Source organism: Micromonospora sp. NPDC000668 (assembly GCF_042897975.1).
Taxonomy (GTDB): domain Bacteria; phylum Actinomycetota; class Actinomycetes; order Mycobacteriales; family Micromonosporaceae; genus Micromonospora.
The window spans coordinates 1,888,020-1,900,439 of sequence record NZ_JBIAYP010000001.1 but is presented as its reverse complement, the minus strand read 5'-3'; the positions used below and the strand labels follow the sequence as shown (position 1 = coordinate 1,900,439).

10 protein-coding genes and 1 pseudogene are annotated in these 12,420 nt (G+C 73.3%); 7 read left to right on the top strand and 4 right to left on the bottom strand.

All coding sequences use genetic code 11. The features are described from left to right. Positions 1 to 29: 29 nt before the first annotated feature. Entirely contained in the window at positions 30 to 530 is a 501-nt protein-coding gene (locus tag ACFY29_RS08805) for a roadblock/LC7 domain-containing protein (protein ID WP_328419264.1), read from the bottom strand. 251 nt (positions 531 to 781) lie between these two features. Between ACFY29_RS08805 and ACFY29_RS08800 the strand changes: the two genes are divergently transcribed. The 3 genes from ACFY29_RS08800 (at position 782) to ACFY29_RS08790 (ending at position 3,322) form a co-directional block, all read left to right on the top strand. Further along, positions 782 to 1,135, top strand: a complete 354-nt coding sequence (locus ACFY29_RS08800) for a VOC family protein (RefSeq protein WP_328419262.1) — start codon at positions 782 to 784, stop codon at positions 1,133 to 1,135. Positions 1,136 to 1,207: 72 nt separating this feature from the next. Next, positions 1,208 to 2,476 (top strand): deoxyguanosinetriphosphate triphosphohydrolase, encoded by a 1,269-nt coding sequence (locus ACFY29_RS08795; RefSeq protein ID WP_386984433.1) that lies wholly within the window; start codon positions 1,208 to 1,210, stop codon positions 2,474 to 2,476. A gap of 15 nt (positions 2,477 to 2,491) precedes the next feature. After that, positions 2,492 to 3,322, top strand: a complete 831-nt coding sequence (locus ACFY29_RS08790) for a siderophore-interacting protein (protein WP_386984431.1) — start codon at positions 2,492 to 2,494, stop codon at positions 3,320 to 3,322. Positions 3,323 to 3,329: 7 nt separating this feature from the next. Here ACFY29_RS08790 and ACFY29_RS08785 read toward each other — a convergent pair whose 3' ends face one another. Further along, complete coding sequence (locus ACFY29_RS08785) at positions 3,330 to 4,541, bottom strand: low temperature requirement protein A (protein WP_386984429.1); 1,212 nt, start codon at positions 4,539 to 4,541, stop codon at positions 3,330 to 3,332. A 114-nt stretch (positions 4,542 to 4,655) separates the two neighbouring features. Here ACFY29_RS08785 and dnaG point away from each other — a divergent pair. Together dnaG and ACFY29_RS08775 are read left to right on the top strand one after the other, a co-directional pair. Beyond that, positions 4,656 to 6,558: pseudogene (gene dnaG / locus ACFY29_RS08780) on the top strand (DNA primase). Then, positions 6,559 to 7,095, top strand: coding sequence for a hypothetical protein (locus tag ACFY29_RS08775; protein ID WP_386984427.1), 537 nt, complete (start codon positions 6,559 to 6,561; stop codon positions 7,093 to 7,095). 40 nt (positions 7,096 to 7,135) lie between these two features. On the opposite strand, the gene ACFY29_RS08770 is transcribed toward ACFY29_RS08775, so the two are convergent. Further along, positions 7,136 to 8,155: a TAXI family TRAP transporter solute-binding subunit gene (locus ACFY29_RS08770; RefSeq protein ID WP_328419252.1), complete on the bottom strand. Its 1,020-nt coding sequence runs from the start codon at positions 8,153 to 8,155 to the stop codon at positions 7,136 to 7,138. Next, positions 8,152 to 10,497: a TRAP transporter fused permease subunit gene (locus tag ACFY29_RS08765; protein WP_386984424.1), complete on the bottom strand. Its 2,346-nt coding sequence runs from the start codon at positions 10,495 to 10,497 to the stop codon at positions 8,152 to 8,154. The genes ACFY29_RS08770 and ACFY29_RS08765 overlap by 4 nt, the downstream gene beginning before the upstream one ends. 143 nt (positions 10,498 to 10,640) lie before the next feature. Between ACFY29_RS08765 and ACFY29_RS08760 the strand changes: the two genes are divergently transcribed. After that, positions 10,641 to 11,573, top strand: coding sequence for an ABC transporter ATP-binding protein (locus ACFY29_RS08760; protein ID WP_386984422.1), 933 nt, complete (start codon positions 10,641 to 10,643; stop codon positions 11,571 to 11,573). 109 nt (positions 11,574 to 11,682) lie between these two features. Beyond that, entirely contained in the window at positions 11,683 to 12,225 is a 543-nt protein-coding gene (locus tag ACFY29_RS08755; RefSeq protein ID WP_386984420.1) for a hypothetical protein, read from the top strand. Positions 12,226 to 12,420: the final 195 nt, after the last annotated feature.

Below are 12,420 nucleotides of genomic sequence, written 5' to 3'. Positions count from 1 at the left end.
GGCTCCCGGGCCACCGCCGGCACCAGCGATCAGATCGGCGGGCGCCGCCAGGTGGGTCGGGCCGAGCGGTGCAGCTGCGCCGGCAGGGTGGCCATCGGGGTACGCACGGCCAGCGGGGCGTGCGCGTCGGGCATGGCGGTGTTGCCGATCCCGCCGCCGCGGATGTCCAGCACCGAGCCGGCCCGATGGGCCACCGCCCGGGCCTCCTCGTGCAGCGCCTCCAGGTCCTCCGCGGCCGCGACGGTGACCAGGGTCAGCAGGGCGTTGCGCCCGGCCGGGTAGGTCACCACGCAGCCGGCGGTGGTGCGCACCACCGACTCCCGGAACTCGCCCTGCTGGGCCGTGTCGGCCATCCGGTGGCCGAGCCCGAAGCTGGCCGCGGCGAGCGCGGCGAGGTGGGTGGCGTCGGTGCTGGGCAGGTCACTGGAGATGAGTAGCCCGTCGGTGCCGGCCAGGACGGCCCCGGCGACCTCGGGACGGCGCCGACGCAACCCGCGTAGCTCCGTTCCCACCACGGTGTCGGCGTCCACGAGCGTCCCCTTACCGGTCAGGCTCTGCGTGTCGATCGGCTGGTCACGTTCCGCGCTGGGAACGCTACCGGTAGCGACCTCCGCTCGCGAGCCCGTAACCCTCGGCAATCGGTTGACAACTCCCGGCCAATCGGCGGTTGTGGGCCTGCGGACGAGGCGTCGCGGGCGGGCCGGGCGGCCCCGAGCGGCGTAATCTTGGCTCCTTCGCACACCGCCGATTGCGCACGCCGTCGAGGGGGAAGGGTGACTGCATGACCAGCGTCTGGGAGAGCCTGACCGTCGACGCCCGCGATCCGGCCCGACTGGCCCGCTGGTGGGCCGAAGCCCTCGGCTACCAGATCATCACTGAGAAGCCGGACGAGGTGGAGATCCGCCAGTCCGTCGACAAGCTCCCCGGCCTGGTCTTCCTGCCGGTGGCCGACGGCAAGGAACGCAAGAACCGGCTGCACCTCGACCTTCGCCCGGCCGACCAGGAGGCCGAGGTCGAACGGCTCGTCGACATGGGCGCCCGGCACGTCGACATCGGCCAGGGCCAGGTGGACTGGACGGTGTTGGCCGACCCGGAGGGCAACGAGTTCTGCGTGCTTCGCGAGCGCGAGGAGTGAGCCGGGTTTGCGAGCCCCGCAGTCGCGAGCAAGATGTGGCTTCGCGAGCGCGAGGAGTGAGCCGGTGACCGGTTGACCGCACCGCCGTCCGTCGCGGCGGACGCCCGGCTGGTCGAGGAGCCGCCCAAGGACACCGGCCACCGCCGGTCGCCGTACGAGCGGGACCGCGCCCGGGTGCTGCACTCAGCGGCGTTCCGCCGGCTGGCGACCAAGACCCAGGTGCACACCGCCGGCACCGACGATTTCCTGCGCACCCGGCTGACCCACTCGCTGGAGGTCGCCCAGATCGCCCGCGAGATGGGCGCCCGGCTGGGCTGCGACCCGGACGTGGTGGACGTCGCCGGGCTCGCGCACGACCTCGGGCACCCGCCGTTCGGGCACAACGGCGAGGAGGCGCTGGACCTGCTCGCCACGCCCTGCGGCGGCTTCGAGGGCAACGCCCAGACGCTGCGGGTGCTGACCCGGCTGGAGGCGAAGGTGCTCCTCCCGGACGGCTCGTCCGCCGGGCTGAACCTGACCCGCGCCTCGCTCGACGCGATCGGCAAGTACCCCTGGCTGCGCCGCCCCGGGCAGCGCAAGTTCGGGGTGTACGCCGACGACGCGGCCGTCTTCGGCTGGATCCGGGCCGGCGCGCCCGGCGACCGGCGCTGCCTGGAGGCGCAGGTGATGGACTGGGCTGACGACGTCGCGTACTCCGTGCACGACGTGGAGGACGGCATCCACGGCGGGTACGTCACGCTGCGTCCGCTGCTCGACGATGCCGACGAACGGGCGGCGCTCTGCACCGACGTGGCCGCCACCTATTCCGGGGAGTCCCCGGGTGACCTGGCCGAGGTGCTGGTCGAGTTGCTGGCCGACCCACTGCTGGCCCCCCTCGTCGGGTACGACGGCAGCCACCGCGCCCAGGCCGCGCTGAAGGCCACCACCAGCGGGTTGACCGGCCGGTTCGTCTCCGCGGCGGTGGCCGCCACGGAGGAGCGGTTCGGCGCCGGCCCGCATCGCCGCTACGCCGCCGACCTGGTGGTGCCGCGGCTGGTCCGGGCCCAGTGCGCCCTGCTCAAGGGCATCGCGCTGCGCTACGTGATGCGTCGCTCCGGCTTCCGGGGCCGCTACGAACGGCAGCGGGCGATGCTGGCCGAGCTGGTGGGCGCGCTGGTCCGGCGGGCGCCGGACGGGCTCGACCCGATCTTCGCCCCGCTGTGGCGGGCCGCGCCGGACGACGCCGCCCGGCTGCGGGTGGTGATCGATCAGGTCGCCTCACTCACCGACCCGGCGGCGGTGACCTGGCACACCCGCCTGGTGGGAGGTGGAGCACCGCCGTCCGGGGGCGGCGCAGCTTAGGCTAGCCTAAGTGGTATGACGGAACGCCCCAGGAACGTCACCTCGGTCCGAGTGCTGCGCACCGAGCGACCCACCCCGCATCTGATCCGGCTCGTCCTCGGCGGGGACGAGCTGGCCGGCCTGCCGGTGGGCGAGTTCACCGACCACTACATCAAGCTGGTCTTCCCGCAGCCCGGCGTCGCGTACCCGCAGCCGCTGGACCTCGCCGAGATCCGCCGTGACCTGCCCCGCGAGCAGTGGCCCCGGCTGCGCGCGTACACCGTGCGGCAGTGGGACCCGCTGGCCGAGGAGCTGACCGTCGACGTGGTGCACCACGGCGACGAGGGGCTGGCTGGCCCGTGGGCCGCCGCGCTGCGCCCGGGCGACCCGGTGCACTTCGTCGGACCCGGCGGGGCGTACGCCCCGAGCCCGGATGCGGACTGGCACCTGCTGGTCGGCGACGAGAGCGCCCTGCCGGCGATCGGCGCCGCCCTGGAACGGCTGCCGCTGGGCGCCCCGGCCCATGTCTTCGTGGAGATCGCCGACCCGGCGGAGGAGCAGAAGCTGCTCAGCCCGGGCGCGGTCCAGCTCACCTGGCTGCACCGCGGCGAGCGCCCGGTGGGTGCCGCGCTGGTGGCGGCGGTGCGGGATCTGGAGTTCCCGCCGGGCCGGGTGCACGCCTTCGTCCACGGCGAGGCGACCTTCGTCCGGGAACTGCGCCGGCTGCTGCGCGCCGAGCGGGGCGTACCCGCCGATCGGCTCTCCATCTCCGGCTACTGGCGGCGCGGCATGGACGACGAGGGCTGGCGCTCCGCCAAGGCCGACTGGAACCGGGAGGTGGCGGCCGAGGAGCCCACCGCTGCCTGAGCGCGGTTCAGCCCTCGGTCTGCCGGTCCCATTCCTCACGGACCGCGGTGAGTCGCCGGTTGAGCAGCACGGCGTACCCGACGATCGCCGGGGCGAGCAGCAGCAGCAACAGCAGCCGGGCCTCGCGTACCGTCGCGCCGATCAGGCTGACCGAAATCACCGCGTAGGCGGTGATCGCCAGCCGGGAGGCGCTCGGCCGGGTAGCGAGCGTGAACAGGCCCAGCCCACACAGCACCCAGACCACCACCGAGGCAGCCAACAGCAGCCGCAGCTCCAGCGGCAGCCGGCTCGCGCCGCTGTCGACCAGCCGTACCGCCTGCCCGAGCGACCAGCCGAGCAGCAGCAGCGCACCGCTGAGCGGGATGTGCAGATAGGTGTACGCCTGCCCTGCACGCAGGCGGGTCGTCGACAGGTTGGTGGTGACGAAGGTGGTGTAGACCCACCAGACGGCGGCCGGCACCACGAAGGCCAACCCGGCGGTGAGGATCATGTGCGGCCGGGGGTGGTCCGGCACCGCGAAGAGCAGGTTGGCCAGCGCGCTGCCCAGCACGATGATGGTGAACTGGCCGATCCGTTCCGGCAGGTGCCGGTTGTCCACCGGCCACTGCTCGAGCCGGCGTCGGCCGACCCAGGGCGTGGCCAGTTCGATGGCCATCGCGACGACCCACAGCGCCGGGCGCAGCGCGATCGGCACGGCCAGCGAGACCAGCCAGATCAGCCAGCCCAGCCCGAAGCCGACCAGGTAGACCGAGATCACCGTGCGGGCGATCGGGCTGGCCGGCCGGGCCCGCAGGTAGAGCAGGAGCAGCACGCCCCGGACGATCAGGTACCCGACCGGCAGCAGCGCGCTCTCCGGCACCTCGTCCACGCCGAGCGTCATCGCGCCCGCGCCGACCAGCGCGACCAGCACCAGCAGCCGGTGCGGCAGATCGTCCGGGTCGAACCGGGTGTCGTAGTAGACCTGACCCATCCAGGCCCACTGGACCACCACGAAGAGCCCGCTCACGGCAAGTATGCCGCCCACCGACGGGGTCGAGTCGGTGCCCAGCCGGGCCACCACCGCCGCCAGCGCGTACACGAAGATGATGTCGAGGAAGAGCTCCAGCCAGGTGGCGTGGCGGTGCCCGGCCTCGTCCTCCAGCGGTGCCGGCCCGCGTACGCCCAGCCGACCGGACAACCATCCCGGCAAGCGGGCGCCGACGGTCCGTACCCTCCGCATCTGGTCATGGTCCCCGCGCGGGTCCGGCTCCCGGGCGGGAACCGTCGAGCCGGCAGCGGTGGCCGCCACATCCGGCGTGCCCCGGCCGGCGTGCCGCCGGTCCGGCAGGGCAGGATGTACGCCGAGGGGGTGGCGCATGGCTGGGCGAATCCGGGACGAGGACATCGCACTGGTCCGGGAACGCACCTCGATCGGGGACGTGATCTCCGAGACGGTCACCCTGAAGTCCGCCGGCGGCGGCAACCTCAAGGGCCTGTGCCCGTTCCACGACGAGAAGAGCCCGTCCTTCAACGTCTCCCCGGCCCGCAACGTCTGGTACTGCTTCGGCTGCGGGGCCGGTGGCGACGCGATCAAGTTCCTGATGGACGCCGAGCACCTCAGCTTCATCGAGTCCGTCGAGCGGCTGGCCGGCCGCGCCGGCATCCAGCTGCGCTACCTGGAGGACGACAAGGGCACCCCGCGCCCCCGACCCCAGCAGGGCCAGCGCCAGCGCCTGGTTGCCGCGCACGCCGCCGCCGTCGAGTTCTACCAGGCTCAGCTCAGCACCGCCGGTGCCCGCCAGGCACGGGAGTTCCTGGCCCAACGTGGCTTCGACCGGGCCGCCGCCGAGCGCTACGGCTGCGGCTTCGCACCGGAGGGCTGGGACCTGCTCACCAAGCACCTGCGCCAGCAGGGCTTCACCCACCAGGAGTTGGTCACCGCCGGGCTGTCTCGGGAGTCCCGCTCCGGCACGCTGATCGACCGGTTCCGCCGGCGGCTGCTCTGGCCGATCCGCGACCTCGCCGGCGACGTGATCGGTTTCGGCGCCCGCAAGCTCTTCGACGACGATGACGGCCCGAAGTACCTGAACACCCCCGAGACGCCGATCTACAAGAAGTCGCACGTGCTCTACGGCATCGACCAGGCCAAGCGGGAGATCGCCAAGCAGGGCCGGGCGGTGATCGTCGAGGGCTACACCGACGTGATGGCCTGCCACCTGGCCGGGGTGACCACGGCGGTGGCGACCTGCGGCACGGCGTTCGGCGCCGACCACATCGGGGTGCTGCGCCGGTTGCTGTTGGACACCGACTCGGTGGCTGGGGAGATCATCTTCACCTTCGACGGGGACGCCGCCGGCCAGAAGGCGGCGCTGCGCGCCTTCTCCGACGACCAGCGCTTCGTGGGCCGGACGTTCATCGCCGTCAGCCCCGACAACATGGACCCGTGCGAGCTGCGGCTGGCCAAGGGTGACCTGGCGGTGCGCGACCTGGTGGCCCGGCGCGAGCCGCTGGTCGACTTCGCGCTGCGGCACGTGATCAGCCGGTACGACCTGGACACCGTCGACGGCCGGGTCGAGGCGATGCGCCGAGCCGCGCCGCTGGTCGCGCAACTCAAGGACCGGGAGAAGCGCCCGGAGTACGTCCGCAAGCTCGCCATGGACCTCGGGATGGAGATCGAGCCGGTGCAGCGGGCGGTGCTCGCCGCCGCCAACGCCCCGCCGCCCGGCGCCCGGGACGCCGCCCCCGCCGGCCGGCCCGCGCCGACCCGCCCCGAGCCGGCACTGGACAGCCCGCAGTCGATGGTCGAGCGGGAAGCGTTGAAGCTCGCCCTGCAGCAGCCCGTGCTGGCCGGGCCGATGTTCGACGCCGTCGAGGCCACGGAGTACCGGCACCCGGTGCACGTCGCGGTGCGCGCGGCCATCGCGGCGGCCGGCGGGGCCGTGTCGGCGACCGGCGGCGCCGTCTGGATCGAGTTGGTCCGCGACGCCTGCGACGACCTGGCGTCGGCGGCGCTGGTGGGCGAGCTGGCGGTGGAGCCGCTACGGATCGACGGTGAACCGGACCCGCGCTACGTGTCGATCACGATGGCCCGGGTGCAGTTCGGGTCGGTGACGGCCCGGATCCGGGACCTCAAGTCGCGGATCCAGCGGATCAACCCGGTCAACAACAAGGACGAGTACTTCGCCGCCTTCGGCGAGCTGCTGTCACTGGAGCAGCACGCCCGGGCGCTGCGCGAGCAGGCCGCAGGAGGCCTTTAGATGGGACTGTTCAGCCGCAAGCCGAAGCTCCCCCCGGCCGACCGGCCGCCGCTCGCCGCCGACGAACGGGTGCTGGCCTGGGCGGCGGCGGGCAACGGCGAGGGCGACGGGGTGGTGGTGGCCACCAACCTCGGTCTGTGGCTGCCCGGTCGGGGGCACCGGCTCGGCTGGCACGACATCCTCAAGGCCGTCTGGTCCGGCCGCGAGCTGACCGTCACGCCCGCCGAGACCCTCGTCGAACGCGACGGGTACACGGTGGTCACCGACTGCCCGGCCGAGTCGTACCTGCTGCTCGACCCGGGCGAGCTGCCGCACCAGGTGCGGGCCCGGGTGACCCGCTCGGTCGCGTACACCGAACACCACCCGGTGCCCGGTGGCGGGGCCCGGGTCGCGGCCCGGCGCGCGGCCGGGGTGGACGGTCTGACCTGGACGGTCCGCCTCGACCCCGGCACCCCGCCGGACGAGGAGGCACTGCTCGCCGAGACCGACCGCCTGGTCACCGCGGCCCGGGCCGCCACCGCACCGGTCGACGGGTAGCCGGCCGCCCGGCCCGCCGCGGCCCGGCCCGCTGGCCGGGTCAGTTGGCGCCGAGATCCTCCAGCGCCTTCGCGGCACCACGGTGCAGCGGAACCGGCTCGGTCTTCCGGGCGGTCTCCAGGGAGATGCCCTTGGCCGCAGGGTTCGCCTGGGCCAGGGTGTCCCGCTTGTCGAAGACCGTTCGGGTGATCGCACAGGCGACGTTGGCGTCCAGGTCCTTGCGGACCAGCAGCACGTTCGGCACGACGATCGTCGGGGTGTCCGCCGCCGTCCGGTACGCGTCCCGGCCGATCGTCCCGGCCTGGTAGGCGGGGCTCAACTCGGTCATCTTCGGCAGCAGGGGCGCGATGTCGATGAACTTCACCCGGTCGCCGGCGGTGGTGAACAGGTCGGTCAGGCCTCCGGTGGGCAGGCCGCCGGACCAGAAGAAGCCGTCGATGCTGCCGTCCTTGATCCCCTCGACTGTCTTGGTCAGGTCGAGCCGCTGCGCCCGAATGTCCTTGGCCGGGTCGAGGCCGGCGGCCTCCAGCAGCCGGTTGGCGATCACCTCGGTGCCCGACTTCGGCGAACCGGTGGAGATCCGTTTGCCCCGCATGTCGGCCACCGAGTTGATCCCGGCGTCATTGCGGACCACGACCTGGGTGTAGTTGTCGTAGATGCGTGCGAGCGCCTCGACCGGCTGCGGCGCGGTGAAGCTGCCCTTGCCCTGAACCGCGTTGACCGCCGTGTCGAAGAGGGAGAACGCCACGTCGTACTGGCCGCTGACCAACTGCTCGACGTTCTGCACCGAGGCGCCGGTCTCCGCGGCCGTGCCGGTGAGCTTGCCACCGGTCGCTCCGGACAGTTGCCCGGCGAGGGCGTTGCCGACCACGTAGTAGACGCCGGTCGCGTTGCCGGTGGCGATGCCGACGCGGGTCTCCCGGGTCACCTCACAGGTGACCTCGCTGGCCGCGTCGTCCTTGGCGGCACCGCCCTGCTGGCCCCCGCAACCCGTGGCTCCGACCGCGACGAGGGCGACCACGCTCAGACCCGCCACGAGCCGTACATCGATTCGTCTCACAGTTTCTCCTCCCGGAGGTTCGCTGGTGAACCGGCTGGCCGCCCGCCGGCCCGGCCGGCGGATCCGCGTCGTACGAACACTCCCGCCACCGCGACGGCGGCCAGCGCGGCGCCGACCGTGACCGGTACGGGTTCGAGCCAGAGCAGCGTCACGCCGGCGAGTGCACCGAGCACACGCTCCGGGGCGCCGGCGGGACCAACGCCGGGCAGCCAGCCACCGGCGGCGACGGCGAGCACGGCCACGCTGAGCGCGGTGACCAGGCCGGCGAAGACGATCCGCTGCACGCCGCCGATGCCGAGCAGGCCGAGCCCGGCCGGTGTGCTGACGAAGGCGATCGGGGTCAGGTAGGCCGGCAGCGCGTAGCGCAGGGTCTGCCACATGGTCGGCACCAGCCGACCGCCGGTGACCGCGGCGGCGGCCACCGCCGCGAGCGCGGTCGGTGGGGACACCTCGGACAGGACCGCGAAGTAGAAGACGAACATCGCGGCGGCCGGTGCCGTCACGCCCAGGTCGAGCAGTGCCGGGCCGACGATCACCCAACCGATCACGAACGAGGCGGTGACCGGCACGGCCAGGCCCAGCAGGGTGAGGGCGACGGCCGCGAGCAGCGCGGTGAGCGCCAGCACGAGGGTCGGGTCCGAGGTGACCGCCTTCGCCCCGCCGACCAGCAGCGCCGCGGCCTGCGGCCCGAGGCCGGTCTTCGTCGTGGTCGCCGTGATGATGCCGGCGGCGGCGCAGACGGCGGTCACCGCGAGCACGCCGCGTACGCCGGTGACGAGCGCGGCCGTCAGCCGGCCCGGGGTGAGCCGGTGCGTACGGTCCAGGAAGGAGAGCGCAGCCGCCAGGAGGGTGGCGAAGACGACCGCTCTCGTCGCGGACACGCCGACGGCGAGGAGCACGATGATGGCGATCAGCGAGGCGAAGTGGTAGCCGAACCGGCCCAGTAGGCGCCACGGTGAGGCGACGTCGATCACCACCGGGCGTACGCCGGAGCGCCGGGCGTCGATCTCCACGGCGAGCAGGATGCCGAGGTAGTAGAGCACCGTCGGCACGGTGGCCCAGCCGAGCACCTGCAGGTACGAGACGCCCAGGTACTCGGCGATGATGAACGCCGCCGCGCCCAGGGTTGGTGGGGAGAGGATCGCGCCCACCCCGGCCGCGGCCAGCATGCCGCCGGCCCGCTCTGGGGGATAGCCGGCGCGGCGCAGCAGTGGCCAGGTGACCGCGCCGATGCTCACCGTCGTCGCGGCACCGGAGCCGGAGACGGTGCCGAGCAGGAAGCCGGAGGCCACCGCGGTCCGCCCGGCGGCGGTGCGCGAGCGGCGGAACGCTGCCGCTGACAGCTCGACGAAGAACCGCCCGGCACCGGACAGCTCCAGCACCGCGCCGTAGATGGTGAACAGCACGATGTACGAGGCGGCCACGTCCAGCGGGGTGCCGTAGAAGCCGCTGTCGGAGTTGTAGAACGCGTCGACCAGTTGGCTGAAGTCGAGCCCGGAGTGGGCGACCGGCCAGGACTGCGGCAGCAGCCCGCCGTAGTAGCCGTAGCCGAGGAACAGCAGGCAGACCGCGGGCAGGATCCACCCGGTGGTCCGCCGGCACGCCTCCAGCAGCAGGAGCAGCAGGAGGGTGCCCATCACCAGGTCCAGCGGCACGAGCAGGCCCTGCCGGTCGAGGAAGGCGTTGTAGCCGCCGCCACCCGTACCGATCCAGATCGGCAGCACGGGGTAGAGGCAACCGGCCACTGCCAGCGCGACCAGGGCCCAGTCCACCGCGGTGGGTCGTGTCGGGGCCGGACGCGGCAGGCCCGGGTCGACCGGCCGGCTGGTGCGGCGCCGCCAGGCCAGCAGCCGGGCCCGCAGCCGCAGGTCGGCCGGGTAGGCCAGAAAGACCAGCGGCAGTACGAGCGCCAGGAAGATGATCAAGTAGTACTTGCTGCCCTGCGCCAGCGGGCGGAACACCTGCCAGAGGGCCAGCCCGCTGGCCGCCAGCGCCGCCGCGGTGAGGAGCAGGCCGGCCGGCCCGGACAACACCCGGCCCGGCTTCTCGTCCTCGAACTGGGCGGCCAGGTCGCGCGCCGTCCGCTCGGGATCGGTGCGCGCATCGTCGCCGTCGATGCGCCCGGCCCGGCCGGCGCTGCCGGGCGGGTCGGCCACGGCGGTCTCGGCCCCGGCTGGCGCAGCGACGGTCTCGGTCTCGGCTGGCGCAGCGACGGTCTCGGTCTCGGCTGGCGCAGCCTGCCGGGGTGGTGCACCGCCGGTGCCCGGAGCGGGCTCGCTGGTGTGGAAGTCGGCTGGTTGTGCGGGTGGTGGCGAACCGTCGGGCGAACGGGTGGGCGACACGAGGGGACGATACACGTCGATCGACTATCAGGTGGGGCATCGACGGGCGTTTCGCCGCGGGCAGGTCGGGTGTCGGCGCCGCCGCCTCGACCGGCGTCGAATTTGCCTGGAGAGCTGTCGGACCTGGCCGCTAGGGTCGGGCGGTGACTTCGGGGCGACCACTGATTCAGGCTCGCGGGCTGGTGAAGCGGTTCGGCGACTTCACCGCCGTCGACGGCATCGACGTCGAGGTGCGCTCGGGCGAGGCGTTCGGCTTCCTCGGGCCCAACGGCGCCGGCAAGTCCTCCACCATGCGGATGGTCGGCTGCACCTCCCCGCCGAGCGGGGGTGAGCTGCGCATCCTCGACCTGGACCCGGTCCGCGACGGGCCGGCCATCCGGGCCCGGCTCGGCGTCTGCCCGCAGCTGGACAATCTCGACCCGGAGCTGACGGTCCGGGAAAACCTGACCGTCTACGCCCGCTACTTTGGCATCTCGCGCCGGGCGGCCCGGGAGCGGGCCGCCGAGCTGCTCGACTTCGTCCAGCTCACCGAGCGGGCCGACAGCAAGGTCGAGCCACTCTCCGGCGGGATGAAGCGCCGGTTGACCATCGCCCGCGCGCTGGTCAACGATCCGGAGATCGTGCTGCTCGACGAGCCGACCACCGGGCTCGACCCACAGGCTCGGCACCTGGTCTGGGAGCGGCTGTTCCGGCTCAAGCAGCAGGGCGTCACGCTGGTGCTCACCACGCACTACATGGACGAGGCCGAGCAGCTCTGCGACCGGCTGGTGGTGATGGACGGCGGGCGGATCGTCGCCGAGGGTTCGCCCCGGGCGCTGATCGAGCAGCACTCCACGCGCGAGGTGGTCGAGCTGCGCTTCGCCGCCGAGTCGCAGGAGCCGTTCGCCGGCAAGCTCGACGGGCTGGGGGAGCGGGTCGAGGTGCTACCCGACCGCATCCTGCTGTACGTGGCCGACGGCGACGCGGCGGTCGCCGAGGTCTCCGCGCTGGGGCTCAGTCCGGCCAACGTGCTGGTGCGGCGCAGCGGCCTGGAGGACGTCTTCCTGCACCTGACCGGCCGCACCCTGGTCGACTGACCCGCGCCCGAGCCCGCCGGTCGGGTGAGTGGCACGTTGTGATCTTGCGTAGCATCGGCAGCCCGGTGAGCGCGTCCGCCCGACCGGCAGCAGAACCATGGGGGGTTTCATGTCCAACCTGCCGACCAACAGCCGGCACCAGGCCGGGTTGACCGCCCTGTACCTGGGCATCTTCGCCACGGTCTGGTTCAGCGTGCCGGCGGCGGAGCAGCCGTGGCGCGCACTGCTGGTGGTGGGCAGCGTGGCCTCCATGATCACGGCTGTGGTGGGTGGCGTGGTGTCGGGCCGCCCCCGGGGCGCCGGCGGCGGAGCGGGGGACCGGGCGACCAACCGGCGGTACGTGCTCATCGTCGTCGTAGAGTTCGCCGCCGCCGGGGTGGGCGCCGTCCTGCTGGCCGCCGCCGACTGGTCCGAGTACATCCCGGTGCTGGTCTGTGCGGTGGTCGGGCTGCACTTCTTCCCGCTCGCCCCGCTGTTGCGAGACCCGCTGCTCCGGCCACTCGGCATCGCGATGTGCGTGCTGGCGGCGGCGGGGCTCGTCGTCGCGCTCGCCTCGGCGGTGTCGGCCGGTGTGGTGGTCGGCACCGGCGCGGGGGTGCTGCTGCTCGGCTACGCCGTACAGGCGCTGGTCCGCGCCCCCCGGCGCGGCTGATCCCGCCGCCGCACCCGCCTCGGCGTGCACCCGCCCCGCCGCCGGCTCGCACCTGTCCGACGGTGGGTGCGAGACGCGCCCCATCGTGCTTGGCGGGGCCGGCGGAAACGGGGGGACAGGTCGGGGGAGGTCGCCGTAGGGTGACCGGCGGCCTGTCGTACCCCGGGGGTAGGAAGGTCGTGGTGGCAGGCACGG

Bases quoted from the DNA above. Each gene is read 5' to 3' on its own strand.
- ACFY29_RS08800 (WP_328419262.1), top strand. From the start codon at position 782: ATGACCAGCGTCTGGGAGAGCCTGACCGTCGACGCCCGCGATCCGGCC.
- ACFY29_RS08790 (WP_386984431.1), top strand. From the start codon at position 2,492: ATGACGGAACGCCCCAGGAACGTCACCTCGGTCCGAGTGCTGCGCACC.
- ACFY29_RS08785 (WP_386984429.1), bottom strand. From the start codon at position 4,541: ATGCGGAGGGTACGGACCGTCGGCGCCCGCTTGCCGGGATGGTTGTCC.
- ACFY29_RS08775 (WP_386984427.1), top strand. From the start codon at position 6,559: ATGGGACTGTTCAGCCGCAAGCCGAAGCTCCCCCCGGCCGACCGGCCG.
- ACFY29_RS08755 (WP_386984420.1), top strand. From the start codon at position 11,683: ATGTCCAACCTGCCGACCAACAGCCGGCACCAGGCCGGGTTGACCGCC.